The organism is Kordia sp., assembly GCF_050633145.1.
Taxonomy (GTDB): Bacteria; Bacteroidota; Bacteroidia; order Flavobacteriales; family Flavobacteriaceae; genus Kordia.
In genome coordinates this window covers 62,425-86,029 of the sequence record NZ_JBOEFY010000037.1, presented here as the reverse complement: position 1 = coordinate 86,029, position 23,605 = coordinate 62,425, and the positions used below count along the sequence as shown (strand labels likewise).

At 34.1% G+C, this 23,605-nt stretch carries 20 protein-coding genes; 10 read left to right on the top strand and 10 right to left on the bottom strand.

Annotation, left to right across the window (positions count from 1 at the left end):
* Positions 1-13 precede the first annotated feature (13 nt).
* Positions 14-445 (top strand): TerB family tellurite resistance protein, encoded by a 432-nt coding sequence (locus tag ACRBBL_RS17625; protein ID WP_431370393.1) that lies wholly within the window; start codon positions 14-16, stop codon positions 443-445.
* 97 nt (positions 446-542) lie between these two features.
* On the opposite strand, the gene ACRBBL_RS17620 is transcribed toward ACRBBL_RS17625, so the two are convergent.
* From ACRBBL_RS17620 to fbp, 5 genes are all read right to left on the bottom strand, one after another.
* A complete protein-coding gene (locus ACRBBL_RS17620; RefSeq protein WP_431370392.1) occupies positions 543-2,078 on the bottom strand; it encodes an ATP-binding response regulator in 1,536 nt (511 codons plus the stop codon).
* 2 nt (positions 2,079-2,080) lie between these two features.
* Complete coding sequence (locus ACRBBL_RS17615; RefSeq protein WP_431370391.1) at positions 2,081-2,575, bottom strand: Rab family GTPase; 495 nt, start codon at positions 2,573-2,575, stop codon at positions 2,081-2,083.
* Positions 2,559-3,395, bottom strand: a complete 837-nt coding sequence (locus ACRBBL_RS17610) for a cell envelope biogenesis protein OmpA (protein ID WP_431370390.1) — start codon at positions 3,393-3,395, stop codon at positions 2,559-2,561. The genes ACRBBL_RS17615 and ACRBBL_RS17610 overlap by 17 nt, the downstream gene beginning before the upstream one ends.
* A gap of 27 nt (positions 3,396-3,422) precedes the next feature.
* Complete coding sequence (locus ACRBBL_RS17605; protein ID WP_431370389.1) at positions 3,423-3,791, bottom strand: fructose 1,6-bisphosphatase; 369 nt, start codon at positions 3,789-3,791, stop codon at positions 3,423-3,425.
* Between the two features lie 67 nt (positions 3,792-3,858).
* A complete protein-coding gene (fbp, locus tag ACRBBL_RS17600; RefSeq protein WP_431370388.1) occupies positions 3,859-4,863 on the bottom strand; it encodes a class 1 fructose-bisphosphatase in 1,005 nt (334 codons plus the stop codon).
* Positions 4,864-4,976: 113 nt separating this feature from the next.
* Between fbp and ACRBBL_RS17595 the strand changes: the two genes are divergently transcribed.
* The 5 genes from ACRBBL_RS17595 (at position 4,977) to ACRBBL_RS17575 (ending at position 11,015) form a co-directional block, all read left to right on the top strand.
* Positions 4,977-5,456, top strand: a complete 480-nt coding sequence (locus ACRBBL_RS17595) for an N-acetyltransferase family protein (protein ID WP_431370387.1) — start codon at positions 4,977-4,979, stop codon at positions 5,454-5,456.
* Positions 5,457-5,849: 393 nt separating this feature from the next.
* Entirely contained in the window at positions 5,850-7,100 is a 1,251-nt protein-coding gene (locus ACRBBL_RS17590; RefSeq protein ID WP_431370386.1) for an aspartate kinase, read from the top strand.
* Between the two features lie 55 nt (positions 7,101-7,155).
* Positions 7,156-8,961: a GNAT family N-acyltransferase gene (locus ACRBBL_RS17585; RefSeq protein WP_431370385.1), complete on the top strand. Its 1,806-nt coding sequence runs from the start codon at positions 7,156-7,158 to the stop codon at positions 8,959-8,961.
* A 60-nt stretch (positions 8,962-9,021) separates the two neighbouring features.
* Positions 9,022-9,783 carry an exodeoxyribonuclease III gene (locus ACRBBL_RS17580; RefSeq protein WP_431370384.1) on the top strand — a complete coding sequence of 254 codons (762 nt, stop codon included), beginning with the start codon at positions 9,022-9,024 and terminating at the stop codon, positions 9,781-9,783.
* A 197-nt stretch (positions 9,784-9,980) separates the two neighbouring features.
* Positions 9,981-11,015 carry an NADP(H)-dependent aldo-keto reductase gene (locus ACRBBL_RS17575; protein ID WP_431370383.1) on the top strand — a complete coding sequence of 345 codons (1,035 nt, stop codon included), beginning with the start codon at positions 9,981-9,983 and terminating at the stop codon, positions 11,013-11,015.
* A gap of 382 nt (positions 11,016-11,397) precedes the next feature.
* On the opposite strand, the gene radA is transcribed toward ACRBBL_RS17575, so the two are convergent.
* The 5 genes from radA to panC are packed head-to-tail and all read right to left on the bottom strand — an operon-like array spanning position 11,398 to position 16,135.
* Positions 11,398-12,756, bottom strand: coding sequence for a DNA repair protein RadA (radA, locus tag ACRBBL_RS17570; RefSeq protein ID WP_431370382.1), 1,359 nt, complete (start codon positions 12,754-12,756; stop codon positions 11,398-11,400).
* A gap of 6 nt (positions 12,757-12,762) precedes the next feature.
* Positions 12,763-13,914 carry an alpha/beta hydrolase gene (locus tag ACRBBL_RS17565; RefSeq protein WP_431370381.1) on the bottom strand — a complete coding sequence of 384 codons (1,152 nt, stop codon included), beginning with the start codon at positions 13,912-13,914 and terminating at the stop codon, positions 12,763-12,765.
* Between the two features lie 30 nt (positions 13,915-13,944).
* Positions 13,945-14,907 (bottom strand): lysylphosphatidylglycerol synthase transmembrane domain-containing protein, encoded by a 963-nt coding sequence (locus tag ACRBBL_RS17560; protein ID WP_431370380.1) that lies wholly within the window; start codon positions 14,905-14,907, stop codon positions 13,945-13,947.
* A complete protein-coding gene (gene panD / locus ACRBBL_RS17555; protein ID WP_431370379.1) occupies positions 14,908-15,258 on the bottom strand; it encodes an aspartate 1-decarboxylase in 351 nt (116 codons plus the stop codon).
* A 28-nt stretch (positions 15,259-15,286) separates the two neighbouring features.
* Positions 15,287-16,135, bottom strand: a complete 849-nt coding sequence (gene panC / locus ACRBBL_RS17550) for a pantoate--beta-alanine ligase (RefSeq protein ID WP_431370378.1) — start codon at positions 16,133-16,135, stop codon at positions 15,287-15,289.
* 105 nt (positions 16,136-16,240) lie between these two features.
* On the opposite strand from panC, the gene ACRBBL_RS17545 reads away from it, so the two are divergent.
* The 4 genes from ACRBBL_RS17545 (at position 16,241) to ACRBBL_RS17530 (ending at position 23,500) form a co-directional block, all read left to right on the top strand.
* Complete coding sequence (locus ACRBBL_RS17545; protein WP_431370377.1) at positions 16,241-17,050, top strand: glycogen/starch synthase; 810 nt, start codon at positions 16,241-16,243, stop codon at positions 17,048-17,050.
* 18 nt (positions 17,051-17,068) lie between these two features.
* Positions 17,069-18,709, top strand: coding sequence for a DUF4270 domain-containing protein (locus ACRBBL_RS17540; protein ID WP_431370376.1), 1,641 nt, complete (start codon positions 17,069-17,071; stop codon positions 18,707-18,709).
* Positions 18,710-18,729: 20 nt separating this feature from the next.
* The gene (gene glmS, locus ACRBBL_RS17535) at positions 18,730-20,577 is read left to right on the top strand and encodes a glutamine--fructose-6-phosphate transaminase (isomerizing) (RefSeq protein WP_431370375.1); all 1,848 of its coding nucleotides are present in this window, start codon (positions 18,730-18,732) and stop codon (positions 20,575-20,577) included.
* A 79-nt stretch (positions 20,578-20,656) separates the two neighbouring features.
* Positions 20,657-23,500 carry a TonB-dependent receptor gene (locus ACRBBL_RS17530; protein WP_431370374.1) on the top strand — a complete coding sequence of 948 codons (2,844 nt, stop codon included), beginning with the start codon at positions 20,657-20,659 and terminating at the stop codon, positions 23,498-23,500.
* Positions 23,501-23,605 lie beyond the last annotated feature (105 nt).

Below are 23,605 nucleotides of genomic sequence, written 5' to 3'. Positions count from 1 at the left end.
TAAAAATTAAGAAATGTCTATATCAGATTTATATTCAAGTGGATTTCGTAAAAGAAATCAAGATCATTTTGCAGCGATCATTCGTGTGGCAATGAGTGATGGTATTATTACAGATGAGGAAAAAGCTTTTTTAGATAGAATGGCAAGGAATTTAGACATCTCAGATGTTGATTATAAAGAGATGCTAAAAGATTTCAAATCGCATCCAATCAATCCGCCAACTATGTATAACGAACGTTTAGATCGTTTATACGATTTGTCGAGAATGGTGTATGCTGACCATGAGTTAGGACCAAAGCAAACTGTGATTTTAGAGCGTTTGGGAATTGGTTTAGGATTTTCGCCAGAAAACGTTGCGTATGTAGTACACAAAGCGTTAATGCTAGTAAGCAAAGGTGTTGATTCAGACGATTTTAAAGATGAAATTAAAAATATGAATCGTTAATTAACGAACGATATATAAAGTAAAAAACCGAGCAACTTGCTCGGTTTTTTTTATGCTATATATTTTGTCATTTCTGCGAAGGTATGAATCTAGTCCATTACTTCAAGTGCTTATAAATCTTTTTTAGCAACGTTTTTTCATCAAATGGCTTTTCAATAATATCTGTCATGCCCATTTTCTTATACCGTTTTTTATCGGTGTCGTATAAATTGGCAGTCAATGCTAAAATTGGAATCGTTTTGCAGTTTTGTACAGGCAATGAGCGAATCATCTTTGTCAATTCGTCTCCATGTGTTCCTGGCATGCGAATGTCCATCAAAATTAAATCGTATTCATTGTGAATTATGCTTTCAATAGCATCTTCTCCATTGGTAATAATATCCAAAAAGAATTTTCCTTCTTGCGCTAGTATTTTCAGTACAGACATTTGTATCAATTCTGAATCTTCGGCAAGTAGAACGTTGTATTTTTCTTTTGATAAAGAACTTTTCCCATCAACACCTGATTTCTTATCCAAAGAATTATTTTCTTGGTTTATCGGGTATTTTAAATTGATGTTTATTTTAAAGGTAGAACCAACATTTTCTTTACTTTCTACAGTAATTTTTCCATCCATCAACTCTACCAATCCTTTTACAATAGATAAGCCAAGTCCTGTACCTGCATATTTTTTTGAATTGTTGAGCTGGGTGAAGCTTTTAAAAACCTCGTCTATTTTTTCAGACGGAATTCCAATTCCTGTATCTTGTACACTAATGTTTATGTTTGCTTTTCGCGCTCTTCGTTGGTTTTCTTTAATAGAAAATGTGACTTTTCCTGATGAAGTAAATTTAAGAGCGTTCCCAATTAAATTTTCGAAAACTTGTTTAAAGCGTGTTTTGTCACCTTCAATGTATTTTGGAATTTTCTCATCAAAATCAACTTTAAACTCAATGTTTTTCTGCTTGGCTTTTACGCTATATGTAAACTCCAACATTTCAATAAGTTCATGAAAATCGAATAATTCTTCATTCAGAGAGAGTTTCCCAACTTCAATTTTGGAAACTTCCAATATGTCACCAATCATGTTTCGTAAATGATCTCCAGAAGCCTGAATAACTTCTACATAATCTTGCTGTTCTAGTGTCATATCAGTCTTCTGCAATACAGAACAAAATGCGGTAATACCAGTTAGTGGATTACGCAGTTCGTGACTAAAGTTGGCAATGAACGTATTTTTAAAGTCTTCTTTTTCTTTAAGATATTTATTTTGGAGTTCTAAAATTTGCGAATTGATTACCGATTCATTTCTGCTCTGTGCTACTTCTTGATAATATTCGTAATGATCGGAAAAATCGTGGATAATTATCAACGTTGGCTGATCGCCAGCAAAAGTTTTAAACTCTATGTCGCAGGTATATTCTTTTTTGTCTTTATTTTCTAAATGAACACAGGTGAATTTAATATCATTGTCTTCATTGACCTCAAAATAGGCGGAAAGTCCTTCAAAAAATGCACTAACAGAACCAATTTCATCTCCTTTTTTAAGCGAGAAGAGTACATCATCGCTTTCTAAAACATTTCCTAAATTGTCAATAGTTATAAACTGTGTTCTTGGATGAAAATACTTTCCTCTGTAGGTTTCTAACATCATAATTATTTAGCAAGTTCTTTAGCCAGTGCAATGAACATATCGTCAACTTTATCACCTGTTTTTGCACTTGTTAAAAAGTCAGGCGTTACACCAAACATGTCTTTATTTTCTTTTAAATAAGTTTTAGTTACCAAATCGACTTTGTTTCCAACAACTTTTAGTGGCGTATTTGCATATTGGTTTGTTAGATAGGTAATATCGTCTTTTAAATTTTCAAAAGTTGCAGGACGCGTTACATCAAACACATAAATAAAACCATGAGTTCCAAGTAAATACGAAGCTCTTGTTTTTTTAATATCGTCATATCCTTCCAAATCCCAAATAATAAGAGAAATGGTTTCGTCTGGCGAGATTTCAACTTCTTTTTTTAAGATGTGAACTCCAATGGTAACTTTATAGTCGCTTGTAAAAGTATTCTCCACAAATTGTCGAATCAACGAAGATTTTCCGACACCAAAGTGGCCAAGCAGAATAATTTTTTTAGAGGCTTTCTTCATTCGTACTAAAGTAGAATTCTAATTCGTTAGTAATATCTTCTTCTTTAATTTCATTTAAATTATTAAATAAATTTAAAAAGTTATCTGTAAAATTAAAGATTATATCTTGTAATTTGTTCTTAAATATAAGATTATATTCGCCAGAAATAGCAACTGCAACGTAAAAAGATACAAAGCTCTGAATATGAATGTGATACAATTCGTACTCAATAAGCTCTAAATTTTGACTTTGCTCGTTAAATGCATCTTCCACAAAGCTTTTAATAGCAGTAAGCATTCCAGAGACCATATCTTTATCAATTGTTTCTGTTTTAGCATATTGACCAATAAGCATCCCTGAATTTTTTTCAATAACTAAAACTTGCTCTACTTTCGAAATTGCTGTTAATTCGCTTAGTAATAATTCTTCTTCTTTAACACCGCCAAACCAAGATTTAAACTTTCGTTTCCAACTTTTGGTAGAGAAACTATCTTCCAATTGTTGGTTGATACGTTCGGAAAGTAAGCTAATTTCTTGTGAAATATACTTTTTTATCATTTTCCCCATAATTGGGTACAATGCTTCTACTACTTGATCTTTAGAATTTTTAATTTGCTCAGCTAGTGCTTCTGTAATTGTTGGACCTAATGTTGCGGGAATTTCTTCAATGAATTCCTCTAATTTTTCATCAATGATAGGATCAACCTTATTCGAAAGCTTTTTTTGCTGATTAATAATTTCTTCAAGCGCTTTAATTTTAGTGTGTATCGATTCAGCATACGCACGATCATCCGTGAGTAATAAATCTTTCAATAACGCTAATTTATCAGCTTCCGTCATAAATACAGATGAGAGGTATGTTGAGTTTTACTCTTTCCCTATCTTTTCACCAAGATTGATAAGTAATTGACCTAATTGTCTGCGATCTACTTTTTTCTCGTCCAAATCGTCCAACTTATTTTCCATGTTGGATTCCAATTCCGTAATGCGAATATTTAAATCAGTACTCAGATTGTCAATATTTTGAATCAATTCTGAACGAACTTCTTCAATCAGGTTTTCAAGTGCTTGCTTTTTGGCAAGAATATCATTTTTAATATTGTCGAATTCAGAATTATACTCCTGAATATTTTCTCCAAAAATTAAGTTCTTTATTGCTTCAATCTTAGTAGATGGATCAGCGATATTTGGATTTGCTTGATCAGCATCATTGGTATTTTTACCTTTTGTTGCCATTTAGAAGTATTTTATTGTACTAGGGTTTACACAAAAGTAACAAATTTTGGGAAAGTGAATACCTTTCCTACGAGTTCTTCATAAACTCCTTTGCTTTTTCTACCATTTTACGGCTTCCGCAGAAAATTGGAACACGTTGATGTAGCTCTGTTGGCTTAATATCCATAATGCGTTGAAAACCATCTGTAGCCAACCCATTTGCTTGTTCGGCTAAGTATGCCATTGGATTGCATTCGTATAACAAACGCAATTTACCCTTAGGTGCTTTGGAAGTTTGTGGGTAAATGTAAATTCCGCCTTTAATTAAATTTCTATGGAAATCAGAAACCAATGAACCAATATAACGCGAAGTATAAGGTCTGTCTTCTTTTTCTTCTTGGCAATACTTAATATATTCTTTGACACCTTGCGGGAAATGCGCATAGTTTCCTTCGTTGATAGAATAAATATTTCCTGTTTCCGGAAATTTCATATTTGGATGCGATAAGTAGAACGTTCCAATTGCAGGATTTAAAGTGAAACCATTTACACCATGTCCGGTTGTATAAACTAACATCGTAGAAGTTCCGTAAATAACATAGCCAGCTGCAACTTGTGCGTCTCCTTTTTGCAAGAAATCCTCAATAGTTACAGGCGTTCCAACAGGTGTAATTCTTCTATACACAGAAAAAATTGTTCCTACAGAAACATTTACATCAATGTTAGATGAACCGTCTAAAGGATCCATTAATACTACATACTTATTCTGATTTTTATCATCTGAACTATTAATAGCAATAAAATCATCGTTCTCTTCAGAGCCAATTCCGCAAACAATATTTCTATTTGTTAGCGTTTGGATAAATTTATCGTTCGCATATACATCTAGCTTTTGCTGATCTTCACCTTGAATGTTAGTTTCGCCAGCTGCACCAATAATATCTACCAATCCAGCTTTATTTACTTCGTGGTTTACAACTTTTGCAGCAAGTCTAATAGAATTGATTAATCTTGAAAGTTCTCCTGAAGAATATTTAAATTCTGTTTGGTTTTCAATAATAAACTCTCCTAAAGTTTGATTTTTTTTAGCCATTTTGTCTACTTTGTTTCTGAGATCACAAATATCGATAATTTTGTAAAACTATAACGTTTTCGTTAAAATTATAATTTAAGCCTTGTTACCTTTGTGTAAATATTTAAAAATCTATGGACTATACAATTCGAAAAGCTGTTGCAAATGATGTCGATTCCATTTTTCGATTAATTAACGAGTTGGCAATTTTTGAAAATGAGCCAGAAGCGGTAATTATTACACCAGAAAGTTTGCGTGAAGATGGTTTTGGAGCAGTTCCAAAATTTGATTGTTTTATAGCAGAATCAACAGAAGAAGTATTGGGAATTGCGTTGGTATATATGCGTTACTCTACATGGAAAGGTGAAGTATTGCACTTAGAAGATTTAATTGTGAGTGAAAAAGCACGCGGCAAAGGAATTGGTGGAGCATTATTAACGGAAGTGATTAAGTTTGGAAACGATTTAGGCGTGAAACGAATTGGTTGGGAAGTGATAGATTGGAATACGCCAGCAATCGAATTTTACGAGCATATTGGTGCAAATGTTATGCGCGATTGGCATGTAGTGCAATTAGATGAAAAAGGAATTGAGAATTATTTAGCGAAACGATAAGAAATTATAAATGTTGAATGCTGAATTTTAAATGTCACTTCGAGCGCAGTCGAGAAGTGCTTGGAAATAAAATTAGATGTTAGATATAAGTATTGAGTAGTGAGATTTTGGAAACGTCATTGCGAGGAGTATACGACAAGGCAATCTGTTTCTTTAAAATCACTATTATAAATTTCAAGCAGATTTCGATACAACGAATCATAAATTCGCCACTCGATCAGAGATTTTGAGATTTACAATGAAGCATAATCGTTACTTCGAGTGTTTTTCTGCCATATCGAGCGCAGTCGAGATAGACAGAAAATAGTATCGAGAAGTATTATAAAAACAAATTGATCTAAAAAAAGAAAACTGATTCCCGCCTTCGCGGGAACAACAAAATAAAATTTTGTTATGAAAATATTCAAATTTGGTGGTGCGTCTGTAAAAGATGCTAACGGAGTCAAAAATCTTGTCAATGTATTGCAAGAAGTTGGTTATGATAATACGTTAATTGTGATTTCTGCAATGGGAAAAACAACCAATGCTATAGAGGTTGTGATCAAAAATTATTTTGAAGAAAATAAAGAGTTGCAGGCATCTATTCAAGAAATTGCCAAATATCATAATGAAATTCTGTTGGAGCTGTTTCCAAATGAAAGTCATCCTATTTTCGGAAAAGTCAAGCAGTTTTTTGTAGAAATGCAAGGTTTTTTAGGTCGAAACAAATCGCCTGATTATAACTATGTATACGATCAGTTGGTTTCCTTTGGTGAATTGATTTCTACAACAATAGTAAGTGCGTACTTAAACAGTGTTTCTATTGAAAGCACATGGTTGGACGTACGTGAAATGATCAAAACGGACACAAGTTATCGTGATGCAAAAGTTGATTGGGAATTGACTCAGGAAAACATCAAACAAAAAGTAAATAGAAAAAAACTCAATATTACTCAGGGTTTTATTGGAAGTGATCCAAACAACTTCACAACTACATTGGGAAGAGAAGGTTCTGATTATACAGCTGCGATTTTTGCGTATTGTTTAAATGCGGAAGATGTGACCATTTGGAAAGATGTGCCTGGTGTGCTAAATGCTGATCCGCGTTATTTTGAAAATGCACAATTATTACACAATATATCGTACCGTGAAGCAATTGAGTTGGCATTTTATGGAGCATCAGTTATTCACCCAAAAACATTACAACCATTACAGCGAAAAGAAATTCCGTTGTATGTTAAATCGTTTTTAAATCCAAAAAATGATGGAACTGCCGTTGCAAAAGGAGTTGGAATTACCCCAAATATTCCATGTTTTATTGTGAAAAAGAACCAAGTTTTGATTTCGCTTTCTTCGTTAGACTTTTCATTTATTGTAGAAAATAACATTAGTGAAATTTTCAAATTATTACACGATTGTAAAATGAAAGTAGATGTTATTCAAAATTCGGCGATTAGTTTTTCAGTTTGTGTGGATAATAAGTTCAATAATTTGGAAAAATTACTCAAAACACTACGTTCAAAATTTAAGGTAACACATTACGAAAACGTATCACTATATACCATCCGACACTTTACAGAATCAGCAATTGAAGGATTACAAAAAGACAAAGAAATTTTATTAGAACAACGCGCAGAACAAACGATTCAACTAGTTGTAAAATAAATAAAATATATTAAGGTTGTTTTGCTATATTTGTAATTCGCCTTAAAATGGATATATGGGATTGGTAACTGCTAAAGAAGTTGCAAAAGCTGTCAAATTAGATAAATATGGCTTTATCGGAACCTTCGTAAGTTGGGTTTTGATGAAGGTATTGCGTATATCTGATGTGAACAAAATTTATGACAAACATAAACATCTTGATGATTTAGAATTTCTAAATGCATTGTTGGATGAGTATAAGATTAAATTTGAAATTCCTGAGGAAGATTTAAAGCGTCTTCCTAAAGATGGTGCGTATGTAACAATTTCCAATCATCCGCTTGGTGGAATTGACGGAATTTTGTTGCTAAAACTTATGGTGGAACAGCGACCAGACTATAAAATCATTGCAAATTTTCTACTGCATAGAGTCGATCCATTAAAGCCATATGTAATGCCAGTGAATCCTTTTGAAGATCACAAAGGAGCAAAATCAAGTTTGGCAGGTTTCAAACAATCCATCATGCATTTACGTGAAGGGAAACCATTAGGTATTTTTCCAGCAGGAGAAGTTTCAACCTATAAAGATGGAAAACTGATTGTAGATAAACCTTGGGAAGAAGCTGCCATGAAATTGGTGCAAAAGGCCAAAGTTCCTGTAGTACCAATTTACTTTCACGCAAAAAATAGCCGCTTTTTTTACAGACTAGCTAGAATTAGCGACACATTCAGAACCGCAAAATTGCCATCTGAATTATTAACACAAAAAAACAGAGTCATTAAAGTGCGAATAGGAAAGCCAATTTCCGTAAAAGCACAAAATGAATATGATAACCTAACAGACTTCACAGAGTTTCTACGTAAAAAAACATACATGTTGTCCAACACGTATGAAAAGCAAAATCTGTTAAGTAAAGTGCCAACATCATTAAAAATTCCAAAACCGCCAAAAGAAATTATAACTCCAGTTTCTGCGGAAGTAATTCAAAAAGAAGTTGAAGGCCTATCTAAAAGACATCATTTACTTACGAGTAAAAACTATCAAGTATTTTTGGTAGAAGCAGATGAAGTTCCAAATGTGTTGCGTGAAATGGGAAGACTTCGTGAAATTACATTTCGTGAAATAGGTGAAGGAACAAATAAAGCAATCGATTTAGATAAATTTGACTATTACTATCATCACATGTTTTTGTGGGATAATGAAGCAAAGAAATTAGCTGGTGCGTATAGAATGGGCTTAGGAAGCCAAATTTATGCAAACCACGGAATCAATGGTTTCTATACACAAGACTTATTTCGTTTTGAGCCAGAATTGCATAAAATGATGAGTCAATCCATAGAAATGGGAAGAGCATTCATCATTAAAGAATATCAGCAAAAACCAATGCCATTATTCTTGCTATGGAAAGGAATTGTGCATACAACGTTGCGTTATCCAGAACACAAATATTTAATAGGTGGTGTAAGTATCAGTAATAAGTTTTCAAACTTTTCTAAATCATTGATGATTGAGTTTATGAAATCGCACTACTACGATCCATATATTGCACAATACATTCATCCGAAAAAAGAATTTAAAGTAAAGTTGAAAGATGCTGACAAAGACTTTATTTTTGATGAAACTAAAGCTGATTTAATCAAATTTGACAGAATCATTGACGAAATAGAACCAGGAAGTTTGCGTATGCCTGTACTTATAAAAAAGTACGTAAAACAGAATGCAAAAGTAATTGCGTTCAATGTAGATCCACTATTCAATAATGCTGTCGATGGTTTAATGTATATACGTATTGCTGACCTTCCCGAAAGTACAGTAAAACCTGTAATGGAAGAATTTCAAGCAGAACTAGAACGTAGGCTAAACGATAACGAAGAGGAATAAAAGCACTGTAAAAATGCGCTTTTTATCTAATTCACTTCAAGAAATTAAAAAAATACAAGCGTGAAAATAATATCTTATAACGTAAACGGAATTCGTGCTGCTATCAAAAAAGGATTTTTGGAATGGCTGCAACAAGCAAATCCCGATGTCATTTGTATACAAGAAATCAAAGCACTCAAAGAGCAACTCGATTTAGAAGCTTTTGAGCAAGCGGGTTACAAATACAACTATTGGTTTAGTGCGCAAAAAAAAGGCTATAGCGGCGTGGCAATTCTTTGTAAAGAAGAACCAAACCATATAGAATATGGGACTGGTATTGAAACAATGGACTTTGAAGGTCGAAATTTGCGTGTAGATTATGATAACATCTCTATCATGAGCATGTACTTGCCATCAGGAACGAATGATGCGCGATTGAATTTTAAATTCCAATACATGGATGAAATCAAGGAATACTTGACAAATCTGCGAAAGGAAATTCCAAACTTAGTAGTTTGTGGCGATTATAATATTTGTCATGAAGAAATTGACATTCACAACCCAAAAATGAAAGGTGTTTCAGGGTTTTTACCAGAAGAACGTGCTTGGATTGGAAGTTTTATCGATAGCGGATTTATTGATTCGTTTCGTCACTTAAACAAAGAGCCACATCACTACAGTTGGTGGAGTTACCGTGCCAATGCACGTGCCAATAACAAGGGTTGGCGACTCGATTATAATATGGTGAGTGAACCACTAAAAGACAACATTACTAGAGCAACCATTTTACCCGAAGCCAAGCATTCTGATCACTGTCCAATTTTAGTAGAAATAGACGCTTAATTTGTCATTCCTGGGAAGGCAGGAATCTTCAGAAGTTATTAAGTTCATCATTAAAATGTAAAATTTGGGCATTTCCTCCGACAAATCGCAGGTCAGGCTTTCGCTACTCGCTCTCCCAACTTATTGGGAGGAGCTCAAACAAACCGCTCTATCCTTAATGCAGATTGAGTAAAAAATAAAAAACCGAAAAAGAAAACATGAAGTATACAAAAATTCCACATACTGATATAAAAGTCAGCAAAATTTGTTTAGGAACCATGACTTGGGGAAATCAAAATACTGAAGCCGAAGGTCATGAACAAATGGATTATGCAGTTGAGCAAGGTGTCAACTTTTTTGATACTGCCGAATTATATCCAGTGCCAGCAACAGCCGAAACGTACGCAGAAACTGAACGTATCATTGGAACTTGGTTCAAAAAATCTGGAAACAGAGATAAAATAGTATTGGCTTCCAAAATTGCAGGTCCAGGTGATTATACAGCACATATCAGAACCAACGGATTTAGTCCAGAAGCTATCAAAGATGCTGTGGAAAACAGTCTAAAACGTCTGCAAACAGATTATTTAGATTTATATCAATTGCATTGGCCAGAACGTCAAGCAAACTTCTTTGGAGTGCGCGATTACAAACACAATCCAAATGATCCTTGGAAAGATAATTTCAACGAAAGTTTACATGCGCTAGATGGATTAATCAAGGAAGGGAAAATTCGCCAAGTAGGAATCTCAAATGAAACGCCTTGGGGAGCCATGCGCTATTTAGAAGAATCTAAAAAAGGATTGCCAAGAATGGTCACCATTCAAAATGCATATTCATTATTATGTAGAAGTTTTGAAACCAGTTTGGCAGAAGTTTCTATGCGCGAAGGATTAGGTTTAATGGCATATTCGCCACTAGGATTTGGTGTGCTTTCAGGAAAATACTTAGGTGGAAAATTACCTGCTGATGCACGATTAACTTTGTTTCCAAGATTTGCGCGCTACAGCGGAAAAGAAGCTACGGAAGCTACACAACAATATTTAGACTTGGCACAGAAGCATAGTTTGAGTTTGCCGCAAATGGCATTAGCATTTATCAATCAGCAACCATTTGTAACAGGAAATATCATTGGAGCTTCAAAAATGGAGCAACTCAAAGAAAACATTGCAAGTATTGATCTTGAGTTGTCGCAAGAAGTAATTGATGGAATCAACGAAATTCATAATAGTATTCCGAATCCGGCACCGTGATTTAGACTCGCTGGCGCTGTTAGATGTTAGACCGCTTTGCTTTTAGATCGGCTTTGCCTTTTAGATTCGTTCCCGTGCAGGTGGTAATCTTAAGTATCGCTAATGCTGTTAGTGTTTCAGCAGAAACGTCTTTGCGAGGAGTTTGCGACGCGGCAATCTGTTTTTTTTAATTACTAAAAACGTCACTTCGAGTGAATTTTCTTCGCAAATTTGTATCGAGAAGTACTTTGAAACACTATTAAATATAATTTAATAAAACATAAAAAAGGGAACTGACATCACGTCGAGTTCCCTTTTCTGGTTTTTAGGTAATCTTATGAAAAAGATAACTTTACTATGTGCTTATTTATTGTTTTGTCTTGTAGAAGTCTTTGGTGAAAGATTAGAATAAGTGTGAAACTAAATCCTCAATTCTAGAAATTAAAACAATATTTATTTTGGTGTTTTTTAATGATATCTTATTATGTTTTGATGCAAAAAATGTAGTGAAACCTAGTTTTTCAGCTTCTAAAATACGTTGATCAATTCGGTTTACAGGACGAATTTCTCCTGCCAATCCAATTTCAGCAGCAAAGCAATTGGTTTTTGAAATTTCTTCATCTTCGTTACTTGATAAAATTGCAGCAATTACGGCTAAATCAATTGCGGTATCATCAATGCTAATTCCGCCAGTAATATTTAAAAAGACATCTTTGGCAGCCAATTTAAAACCTGCGCGTTTTTCTAATACAGCCAATATCATATTCAGGCGTTTTGCATTGTAGCCTGTTGTGCTTCGTTGTGGAGTTCCGTAAACCGCAGTGCTTACTAAGGCTTGAATTTCAATCATTAATGGTCGTGCACCTTCTAAAGTTGCAGCAATAGCCGTTCCGCTGAGTTCATCGGCATTTTTAGAAATTAAAATTTCTGAAGGATTGCTTACTTCTCGTAGACCATCAGACAGCATTTCGTAAATTCCCAATTCGGACGTAGATCCAAAACGATTTTTTAGTGATCGTAAAATTCGATATACATGATTTCGATCGCCTTCAAACTGTAAAACTGTATCCACCATGTGTTCCAAAATCTTTGGTCCGGCAATGTTTCCATCTTTTGTAATATGTCCAATTAAAAATACAGGAACGCCGCTTTCTTTGGCGAATTTTATCAGCTCAGTGGTGCATTCTCTAATTTGGGAAATGCTTCCTGCAGATGATTCTATATAGTCTGAATGCAAGGTTTGAATTGAATCAATTACAACAATATCTGGTTCAACTTCTGCAATTTGCTTAAAGATGTTTTGTGTTTTTGTTTCAGTCAATACCAAACAATTGGAGTTTTTTTGACTGATACGTTCGGCACGCATTTTAATTTGCTTCTGACTTTCTTCACCAGAAACATACAAGGTTTTATAAGGCAATTTAAGCGAGATTTGGAGTAAAAGCGTGCTTTTTCCTATTCCGGGTTCACCGCCAAGTAAAATCAATGATCCAGGGACAATTCCGCCACCTAAAACTCTGTCTAATTCTTGATCGGAAGTTGGCAGACGTTTTTCAGTTGCTGAACTTATTTCATGAATCAGTGTGGGTTTTGCAACACGTGAACTGCCTTTTTCTTGTTGTTTCCAATTGGCTTTTACTTCTTTTTGAATGACTTCTTCTACAATAGTATTCCATTGTTTGCAAGAAGAACATTGTCCTTGCCATTTTGCAAACTGTGAGCCACAGTTTTGACAGAAAAAACTAGTTTTTACTTTTGCCATATTATATTACCAACCGAAGTCTTGTTTGATTTTGTCTGCTTTGTCTAGCATTAAATCTTTAGTGATAAAATCTATTGCGTTCATGCTAAAACCGTTTTGGTACATGCGCAATGCTTTTTTAGGTTTTCCTGTTTTTTCATAATATTCCCCCATAAAAAAGTGGAATAATGAGGTATCAGGATATTCTTTTTTTCCGAGCTTGGCAAGTAGCTTTAAATCTTCATTGTTAATTTTTGATTTGCGAACTGCAGAATAAATTGCCATGAAATCATTAACAGAAACACGTTTTTCAAACCCGAAAAGTTCTTTAATGGTTTTGTATTTATCCATTAAATATAAATAAGGAGAAGTTTTTAACTCCGTAATTTTTTCTTTGTATTCTTTGACGCTTATTGGGCGATAAATGGTAAATATTTTACTCATTGCTCTCGGAATTGCTTGAACCGCTAACGAGTTGTGATTCGCTTCTGTAAAGTCATCATAATAATAAAAAATATTTTCGTTTTTGAGTCCGCTTAAAGATTCGTTGAGCCCTCTAATTCGTTTTGCAGCCTTCTTTGTGTCTTCGTCAGCAGTTGCTAAATAGTAGAATTTTTTTGTTTCAAACTCTTCCAAACGTGTAGCAATACGTCCTTCCATTTTTGGGGCAAAATATGGGCTGAGGTTTATGTAGGCGTCAAACAAAGGAACTTCTTTAAATAAGTAGTAGTTTGAAAAATTTGCAGTTAAATCGTGTCCTACAATCATTTTGAAGTTGGCAGTATTGTAATTTTTTTCTACAAAAGGAATTAATTCCATTCCAATAAATTCAAAAAACTTAGTGCCTTTTTCTGTGGGTAAACCACTGGCATCAGCATACATGCAGTCGCGAGCACGATCTTCTGTTTTGTATTGGTTTACACCAACGACAATACATTCTGGCATTTCGTCCCAATAGCTATAATAGCGTGAGTTAGAAACAACTGTTTCAAAAAGATAGTGTGCATCAAGCACAACTATAATTGGGTATACTTTGTCTTCTGAATATCCTTCTGGAATATATAATTGAATGTCTCGGGTTTCATTTAACTTTTTAGACTTTATCTTTTCGACAGTAGTTTGCGCATTGATAGTAGAAAAACATACAAACGCAATGAATAGCATGATATACTTTTTCATGTGATAAATAGGTTGGTTTAGTCTAGCAAGTTAAAGATTTTTTTTGCGATTAAAAATTGGTAGATAAAGAAAAGACAATCCGCCCATAATAATAATCATTAACGTTTGCGATGCCCACATGATCCAACCGAAACCTTCACTTGGACCTCGTTCAATCTGAAAGAGAGAAAATGCAGCGGCAATAGCTAATGGATATGCGCCAGTACCACCATTGGTAACAGCAACACTAAAGCTTCCAGCAATGAATGCAATTAAAATTGCGCCAACAGGAACTTTTCCTTGTAAATCTTCTACAGAAAGAATTGTGACATAAAACATGAGTAAATACATTGCCCAAATGAAAAGTGTGTGAAAAACAAATTTCCATTTATGCTTCATTTTTAAAATGCTTGTTGCGCCTTCGAATACACCAATGATGAAGTTTTTGATTTTAAGTGCAATTCCTTTCTTTGCTCTTTTGATAAAAATGATGAGTGTAATTCCGCCAATAATCATCGCAGAAAGTAGTAGGATTACTTTTGTAGGATCGAGCTTTGTCATGAGTAACTCCCAAATAAAATCAAACTGCATAAAAAGGGTTATCGCGATTACGAAAAGCATGACGATTAAATCGGCAACACGTTCGGCAACAATAGTTCCAAATCCTTTTTCGAAAGGAACATTTTCGTAATTGGTTAATGTCAAGGCTCTAAGTGCTTCTCCTGATCGTGGAATTCCTAAATTTGCCAAATACGCTACAAAAACGGCCATGATGCTATTTGAATATTTTGGCTTGTAACCCAAAGGTTCTAACATGTATTGCCAGCGATACGCTCTGGATAAGTGACTTAAAAGTCCAAAAAATACACCTAAGCCTACCCAATAATAGTTCGCTTTTTTAAAATGAGCAATCAGCTCATCTAAAGGTGTTTTGGATAAGGAATACCAAACTAAAAAAACTCCCAAGCAAAGTGGGAGTACTATTTTAAGTATTTTCGATGTTTTTATTTTCAACTAAGTAAGTGTGTTATCGGCTTCGTTAGGGAAAACTAAAGAAGGTTTAAATTGTTTTGCTTCTTCAATATTCATCCAAGTATATGTAATTAATATAAGGGTGTCGCCTTTTGCTACTCTTCTAGCTGCAGCACCATTTAAGGTAATTTCACCACTGCCTCTTGGTCCGGGAATAGCATAGGTTTCAAGACGTTCTCCATTATTGTTATTTACAATTTGTACTTTTTCTCCTTGAACAATATTTGCAGCATCCATTAGGTCTTCATCAATGGTAATACTTCCAATATAATTCAAGTCGGCTCCAGTAACTTTTACTCTGTGTATTTTTGATTTTACTACGTTTACTTGCATAGGGACAAAGTTAATGATTTTAAAGTTCTTAATTCAGTGCTAAATTGTCAATTAGACGAATGTTTTCAATAAAAGCAGCAATGAAAATGCGATATGTTTCGTTTTTAGATTTTCGCTTTACAGTTTTTAGATTTTTAATGTTGGCAATTTCAACATATTCTAATGTAAGTAGCGAATGTTTGTCAAACTGCTTTTGAACCCATTCTTTTACTTGCGTAGCACTTTTTGTGCCAAATTTATTCTTTGCTTCTATAAGTGTTTTGTGTATAAATGCACTTTCTTTTCTTGCTTCTGTAGATAAACGTTCATTTCGAGAACTCATTGCTAAGCCCGAAACTTCTCTGAATATTTCACAGCCAATTACATTGACAGGAATTTTATATTTAGAAACTAGCTTTTTGATAATCATTAATTGTTGAAAGTCTTTTTCTCCAAAATAAGCATTGGTTGGTGTTACAATTTCAAAAAGACGTTTTACTATTGTGCCAACACCATCAAAATGTCCAGTTCTAAATTTTCCTTCCATTTCAAATTCGAGTCCGTCAAAACTGAATTTTTCTGCATTTATGCCAGAATTGTAGATATCTTTCACACTTGGAGCGTACACAAAAATATTTTTTCCTAAAGTTTTTAGTAAAGAAACATCTGCATCCAACGTGCGAGGATATTTCTCTAAATCTGTGGCATTGTCAAACTGTGTGGGATTTACAAAAACACTTACAAATACAATATCATTGTCAGTCATAGCGTTCTTTACCAGCGATAAGTGCCCTTTGTGTAAAGCGCCCATTGTAGGGACAAAGCCAATTGTTTTTCCTTCAGATTTTTGAGATTCAATAAAGGTTTTCAGCGTATTTTGTGTGTAAAATAGAGTCATTTAGAAAAAATTAACAGCGTGCAAATTTAATATATTACTGTTAATCTACATAATTTTTGTAATTTTGCATGTTTTACGCTGAATTATTAAAGGAAAAGTATTTTTATGAATAATAAAAGAGTCTTATACGTTTCATCTGAAGTAGTACCCTATTTACCAGAAACTGAAATTTCATCAATGTCATTTGAAGCTCCAAAAATGGTAAACAGTAAAGGTGGACAAATTAGGATATTTATGCCACGTTTTGGAAATATCAATGAGAGAAGACATCAATTACACGAAGTAATTCGTTTATCAGGAATGAATTTGGTAATTAATGATATGGATATGCCATTAATTATTAAAGTAGCTTCAATACCTAAAGAAAGAATACAAGTATATTTTATTGATAACGAAGAATACTTTAAGCGTAAAGCTACATTTACTGATGAAGAAGGAAATCTTTTTCCAGACAATGATGAGCGCGCTATTTTCTTTGCAAAAGGTGTTATAGAAACTGTAAAGAAACTAAACTGGGCACCAGACATCATTCACGTTCATGGATGGATGGCTTCTTTATTGCCTCTATACTTACGTAAATATTACAAAGATGAACCATTGTTTACAGATAGTAAAATTGTTACTTCTGTATATAAACAAGAATTTGATGGAACTTTAGATAAAGAAATGCTAAGTAAAATCAAATTTGATAATATTGGTGATGGTAATGTAGAAATACTTGCTGAACCAAACTACTCTAACCTTCTAAAAGTTGCTGTGGATCATTCGGATGCCGTGGTAATAGCATCTGAGGAAATTCCTGCTGATGTTCAAGAATATCTCACCGGTCTTGAAAAACCTGTTCTTGAATATAAAAACAGTGAAGAATTTGCCGATGCATACACAGATTTTTATAATACAAAAGTTTTAAATTAAGGTTAACAGATTACACTTATGAACAAATTTAAAAAGACACTCACGGGTGGCTTAGTAGTGCTTTTAATGATACTAGGCTTTGTAGCTTGTGATGACGAATTTAGTACGGTTGGTGATGAAATTATTGAAAACAATAACTTCACTACTCAGTTGTTTGCAGATTCTCAAATAGTTACGTCTAACATACGCTTAAATCCAGTACAAGCAAATGGATTGCCAGTATATCAACTTGGTAAAAATGTAGATCCTGTATACGGAACTACGTATTCAAGTCTTACAGTACAAGCAAGTTTAATTGCAGGAACAGAAGATCCTGAGTTCGGAGACAAGAGTCAAGCGGAAGAAGATGAAGATTTGACAGATTTTGAAGAAATGGAAACTGTTACAGAAGTATGGTTAAACATTCCTTACTTTAGTTCAGCTACAGTTAATGATGATGGAGAAACAGAAGTAGAAGTAGATTCTTTGTACGGAAATGTAAATCAAACATTTAATTTACATGTGCAGGAACTTACTTATTTTTTAAGAGCGACTGATGAAAACGGAGATCCACAAATCTATTTTTCTGATCAAGATTTTTCAACAGAAGTAGGGCAAACACTTTATCAAGATACTGCTTATATGATAAATCAGGAGCAGATAGAAGTTGAGGAAAAAGATGCAAATGGAGCAGCTGTACTTGATGAAAACGGAGATCCAGTTATAGAAGCTACATTATCTCCTCGAATTCGTGTGAAATTAGATGCTGATTTCTTCCAAGAAAGAATTATTGACAACGAAGGAAGTATTAAGTTATCAAATAATAACGTATTTAGAGCAGAAGATGTATTTAGAGGTCTGCATATTACAGCAGATAATACAGAGGCATTAATGTTATTAGATCTTCAAAACGCAAATATTGAAATCAATTATGTATATCAAAAAGTAAATACGCAAGGAAATACAGATGACTCTGATGATACAGTAGAGTTGGAAAAAGCATCATTTAACCTAAGCTTATCAACGGCGAACATTGTAAATACATTTAGTACGCCTACATTTACACAAGATGTTACGGCAAACAATAATAATTTGTACTTAAAAGGAGGAGAAGGAGCTATGACTACTATTGAACTTTTTGGACCTGATACAGATAATAATGGTGTAGCAGATCAATTAGAAGAAATTAGAGAAAACGGATGGCTTATTAATGATGCAAACTTAGTTTTCTATGTGAATAGAGATGTTCAAGTTGATGCAGCAGAAGATCCACAACGTATTTACTTGTATAACTTTGATAATAATATTCCATTAGATGATTATATTATAGATCAAACAGTCAACGCAACGTCGCCAGCACTATCAAAAGGTGTGCATGGAGGAATTTTAGAATTGGATGAAGATGATAAGCCATTGCGATACAAAATTAGATTAACAGAACACTTAAATAATGTAATACGTCTAGATTCAACCAACGTAAAACTAGGATTAGTAGCCTCTTCCGACATACGTGTTATCGGTAGTGGACAAGTAGAAACAGGAACTACAGATGATGAATTTGTTCCTACTATTTCTATAATGAATCCGTTCGGAACTGTATTGTATGGAACTACAATAGCTTCACCAGAAGACAAAAGATTGAAGCTCGAAATATTTTACACAATCCCAGAAACCAATTAAATATCAATAATTAAAAAATTATGTGCGGAATCGTAGGTTATATAGGTCACAGAGAGGCATATCCTGTGGTGTTAAAAGGTTTAAAAAGACTTGAATATCGAGGGTATGATAGTGCAGGTGTTGCTATATATGATGGCAAAAACATCAAGTTATCTAAAACCAAAGGAAAGGTTGTCGATTTAGAAAAACGTGTAAAGGAAGAAATCTCAATCGATGGATCTTTAGCAATCGGTCATACACGTTGGGCAACTCATGGAGAGCCAAACGATGTTAATTCGCATCCTCATTATTCAAACTCAGGTGAGTTGGTAATTATTCATAATGGAATCATTGAAAACTATGAGCCATTAAAACAAGAATTAATCAACAGAGGTTTTACATTTAAATCAGATACGGATACTGAAGTATTGGTAAATCTTATTGAAGATGTAAAGAAAAACGAAAATGTGAAACTTGGAAAAGCAGTTCAAATTGCTTTAAATCAAGTGGTAGGAGCGTATGCAATTGCTGTGTTTGATAAAAATAAACCAGACGAAATTGTTGTAGCGCGTTTAGGAAGCCCATTAGTAATTGGTGTTGGAGAAGAAGAATTTTTTATTGCTTCTGATGCCTCTCCTTTTATTGAGTATACAAATAATGCTATTTACCTTGAAGATGAAGAAATGGCAATTGTGCGCAGAGGTAAAAAAGTAAAAGTTCGTAAAATAAAAGACGATTCTTTAGTTGATCCGTACGTACAAGAATTACAATTAAACTTAGAACAGATTGAAAAAGGTGGTTACGATCACTTTATGTTGAAAGAAATATATGAACAACCAAGAGCAATTTTGGATACGTTCAGAGGAAGAATGTTAGCAAATGAAGGCATCATTAGAATGGCTGGAATTGATGATAACATTGAAAAGTTTTTAAATGCAAACAGAATTTTAATCGTTGCTTGCGGAACATCTTGGCATGCAGGATTGGTAGCGGAGTATGTATTTGAAAACTTAACAAGAATACCTGTTGAGGTAGAATATGCTTCCGAATTTAGATACAGAAATCCAATTATTACAGAGAAAGATGTAGTTATTGCAATTTCTCAATCGGGAGAAACAGCAGATACAATGGCGGCTATCAAACTTGCAAAAAGTAAAGGAGCATTTGTATTTGGAGTATGTAATGTAGTAGGTTCTTCAATATCAAGAGAAACAGATGCTGGTGCATACACGCATGCTGGTCCAGAAATAGGAGTTGCTTCAACAAAAGCATTCACAACGCAAATTACAGTATTGACCTTGATTGCTTTAAACTTAGCACAGAAAAAAGGAACAATTTCTAAATCTGAATTCCATACGTATTTATCAGAAATGGATGCTATTCCTGCTAAAGTTGAAAAAACATTGCAATCAGACAATCATGTAAAAACGATTGCCGATATATACAAAGATGCAACGAACTTCTTGTACCTTGGTAGAGGTTATAACTTCCCAGTAGCATTAGAAGGAGCATTAAAACTAAAAGAAATTTCGTATATCCATGCAGAAGGATATCCAGCAGCAGAAATGAAGCATGGACCTATTGCATTAATTGATGAGCAAATGCCAGTTGTGGTAATTGCAACAAGAAAAGGACACTACGAAAAGGTAGTAAGTAACATTCAAGAGATAAAATCTAGGAAAGGAAAAATCATAGCAGTGGTAATGCAAGGAGATAAGAGCATTAAGAAAATTGCTGATTATGTAATTGAAATTCCTGAAACATTAGAGTTGCTTACACCGCTTTTAACAACAATTCCTTTACAGTTATTGTCGTATTATATTGCTGTTATGCGCGATTGTAATGTAGACCAACCTAGAAACTTGGCAAAATCCGTAACCGTAGAATAACTCTAAAAAATTAACACTTTCTTTAGGGATTTCCTAAAAAAGCGTATATTGTTCTCATAATAACTAAACCAAAAGACTTATGAGAGCATACCTATCAATTTTAGCTATGTTGGTTTGTGCGGGACTATTTGCACAAACCAATGTTAGTGGAAAAGTTGTTGATGGCGATAACATGCCAATCCCAGGTGTTAACATTGTTGTAGTAGGATCTTCTACTGGAACAAGTACTGATTTTGACGGAAAATTCAAATTAGTAGTAGATCAACAACCGCCTTTTAAAATTACTGCAAGTAGTATTGGATTTGATTCTGCTACTGTAGAAATTACAAAAAACAACGAAGACGTTACTATTGTCCTAAAAGAAGGAACAGAGCTAGACGAAATCGTTCTTTCAGCCTCAAGAACACCAGAAAGAATACGAGAATCGCCCGTAACTGTTGAACGTATGGATGCAAGAGCAATTAGAAACTCAACTTCACCTACGTACTATGATTCGTTGGAAAACTTAAAAGGTGTTGATGTCAATACAAACAGTTTAACATTCAAATCTGTAAACACAAGAGGTTTCGCTACGTTTGCTAATACGCGATTTATGCAATTGGTAGATGGAATGGATAACTCTTCACCAGCCTTAAACTTTGCACTAGGAAACTTATTAGGAATGTCTGAATTAGATGTGGCAACGGTAGAATTATTACCAGGAGCATCTTCAGCATTATATGGAGCAAATGCCTTCAATGGAATTATGTTTATGCGTAGTAAAGATCCTTACGAAGAGCAAGGAATTAGCTTTTATGCGAAAACAGGAATGACGTCATCTGAAAATGCTGGCGACAATAATTTTGTTGATTTTGGATTTAGAGCTGCACATGCATTTAGTGATAAATTAGCAATAAAAGCTTCTTTCTCTTTCTTAAATGGAACAGAATGGTTTGCTACAGATTATACCAACTATGATGGTGCTAGTGGTGATGCTATTGCTGGAACTAGAGCGAGCGATCCAAACTATAATGGATTAAATATTTATGGAGATGAGGTTTCTACAACATTAAATTTTGATGCCTTATCAGGAGCGCCAGCAGGAACATTTGGTTCTTCAGCAGTATCAAGAACTGGTTATGAAGAGCGCGACTTAATGGACTATGATGCAGAAAGTGTAAAAGCTGATTTTGCTTTACATTACAAGCCTTGGGCAAATGACTTTACTGTAATTTGGAATTCTAAAATTGGTAGAGGAAATACAATTTATCAAGGAGCAAATAGATATTCTATTAAAAACTTCTTTATGCAACAGCATAAATTAGAAGTTAGAAATAAAAACTTCTTCATTAGAGGATATGTTACTGCAGAAAAAGCAAACGATTCGTATGATACGCGTTTTGCTGCGATCAATGTAAACAGAAGATGGAAATCAGATCAACAATGGTTTACTGAGTATGCTACAGGATATTTAGGAGCAATCACAGGAGCAATTCCAGGAGTTACACCAGGTGATGCTAATGTAGCACACGCATTTGCTAGAGGTTTGGCTGATACAGGTCGTCTTCAGCCAGGAACTACAGGTTTCAATAATGCTTTAAATGTAGTTACTGCAGATGGAGATTTACTAACTGGAGCAAAGTTTATTGATAACACAAAATTATATCATTCTGATGTAAACTATAACCTTTCACATTTAATTGATGTTGCCGATATTCAGGTTGGTGGTTCGTACCGTCAATATGTATTAGATTCTCAAGGAACAATCTTTACAGATACTGATGGTCCAATTAAATATGATGAATATGGCGCGTATGTACAAGTTCAGAAAAAGTTTATGGAAGATAAAATGAAATTCACAGGTTCTATTCGTTATGACAAAGCGCAAAACTTTGACGGAAACGTTTCTCCAAGAGTTTCTTTAGTATATTCTCCAGACGAGGATAAAAAACACAATTTTAGAGCTTCTTTCCAAACAGGTTTCCGTAACCCAAGTACACAAGATCAATATATTGGTTTAGATGTTGGAAATGCAGTTTTAGTTGGTGGTGCGCCTGATAACTTAGATCGTTATACAACTAGACCTATTACAAATAGTTTCCCAGCTGGATTAGAAGCTTTTGGTTTAGACAGAGTAGTAACGCTTTCTGGTAATGATGCTTACAACAATTCTTTTACATTATCATCTTTTCAAGCATTTGGAGCTAGTGCAGCTGCTGGAGCACCAAACCCTGCGCTACTACAACAAGCAAATGTAGATTTTGTAAGTCCAGAAAAAGTGTCTGCTTTTGAAGTTGGATATCGTGGAATTGTATATGAAGGTATTTCTGTAGATGTAAGTGCATATTATAATAAATACAAAGATTTCATTGCAACTAAAACAGTAATTGTTCCTAACTACGGTAATGTGAATTTATCTGATATTACAGATTTAACTCCTGTTGGTGGAGCGCCTACGCCAAATGCATTAATTGCAGCTGCTAACGGTGACTTTACACCTTTCCAATTATATGCTAACTCTACTGCAGATATTAGTTCGTATGGAGTTGCTATTGGAGCAAACACAAAAGTATTTGGAGATTATGACTTTGGAGTGAACTATACGTATGCTAAACTTGACTTCGATCAGGCTAGTGATCCAGATTTTGAAACAAACTTTAACACGCCAGAGCATAAAGTAAAGGCGTCTTTTGGAAACAGAAATCTTTTCGATAACTTCGGATTTAATATCAACTGGAGATGGAATGACTCTTTCCTTTGGGAATCATCTTTTGCAGATGGTACTGTATCGGCTCGTTCATTAGTTGACTTCCAGATAAACTATCGTTACAAGAAATCAACTTTCAAATTAGGAGCAGCTAACATTTTTGGACATGAATATGTTAGTGCGCCAGGAGTTGGTACTATTGGATCGCAATACTATATTTCTTGGGTAATTAACTAAGAAAATCAAATAGAAATATTTCGAAAACATATAAAATAAAATAGGCTGCCAATTGGCAGCCTATTTTTTTATAGAAAATGAATTCAATTCACTTTAATTATAAAC

Coding starts and splice junctions, on each gene's coding strand:
- panD (WP_431370379.1), bottom strand. CDS start 15,258: ATGCAAGTAAACGTAGTAAAATCAAAAATACACAGAGTAAAAGTTACT.
- ACRBBL_RS17605 (WP_431370389.1), bottom strand. CDS start 3,791: ATGGCAACAAAAGGTAAAAATACCAATGATGCTGATCAAGCAAATCCA.
- ACRBBL_RS17545 (WP_431370377.1), top strand. CDS start 16,241: ATGAATAATAAAAGAGTCTTATACGTTTCATCTGAAGTAGTACCCTAT.
- panC (WP_431370378.1), bottom strand. CDS start 16,135: ATGACTCTATTTTACACACAAAATACGCTGAAAACCTTTATTGAATCT.
- ACRBBL_RS17575 (WP_431370383.1), top strand. CDS start 9,981: ATGAAGTATACAAAAATTCCACATACTGATATAAAAGTCAGCAAAATT.
- ACRBBL_RS17620 (WP_431370392.1), bottom strand. CDS start 2,078: ATGATGTTAGAAACCTACAGAGGAAAGTATTTTCATCCAAGAACACAG.
- ACRBBL_RS17615 (WP_431370391.1), bottom strand. CDS start 2,575: ATGAAGAAAGCCTCTAAAAAAATTATTCTGCTTGGCCACTTTGGTGTC.
- ACRBBL_RS17565 (WP_431370381.1), bottom strand. CDS start 13,914: ATGAAAAAGTATATCATGCTATTCATTGCGTTTGTATGTTTTTCTACT.
- ACRBBL_RS17595 (WP_431370387.1), top strand. CDS start 4,977: ATGGACTATACAATTCGAAAAGCTGTTGCAAATGATGTCGATTCCATT.
- ACRBBL_RS17610 (WP_431370390.1), bottom strand. CDS start 3,395: ATGACGGAAGCTGATAAATTAGCGTTATTGAAAGATTTATTACTCACG.
- ACRBBL_RS17585 (WP_431370385.1), top strand. CDS start 7,156: ATGGGATTGGTAACTGCTAAAGAAGTTGCAAAAGCTGTCAAATTAGAT.
- ACRBBL_RS17625 (WP_431370393.1), top strand. CDS start 14: ATGTCTATATCAGATTTATATTCAAGTGGATTTCGTAAAAGAAATCAA.
- ACRBBL_RS17530 (WP_431370374.1), top strand. CDS start 20,657: ATGAGAGCATACCTATCAATTTTAGCTATGTTGGTTTGTGCGGGACTA.
- glmS (WP_431370375.1), top strand. CDS start 18,730: ATGTGCGGAATCGTAGGTTATATAGGTCACAGAGAGGCATATCCTGTG.
- fbp (WP_431370388.1), bottom strand. CDS start 4,863: ATGGCTAAAAAAAATCAAACTTTAGGAGAGTTTATTATTGAAAACCAA.
- ACRBBL_RS17590 (WP_431370386.1), top strand. CDS start 5,850: ATGAAAATATTCAAATTTGGTGGTGCGTCTGTAAAAGATGCTAACGGA.
- ACRBBL_RS17540 (WP_431370376.1), top strand. CDS start 17,069: ATGAACAAATTTAAAAAGACACTCACGGGTGGCTTAGTAGTGCTTTTA.
- radA (WP_431370382.1), bottom strand. CDS start 12,756: ATGGCAAAAGTAAAAACTAGTTTTTTCTGTCAAAACTGTGGCTCACAG.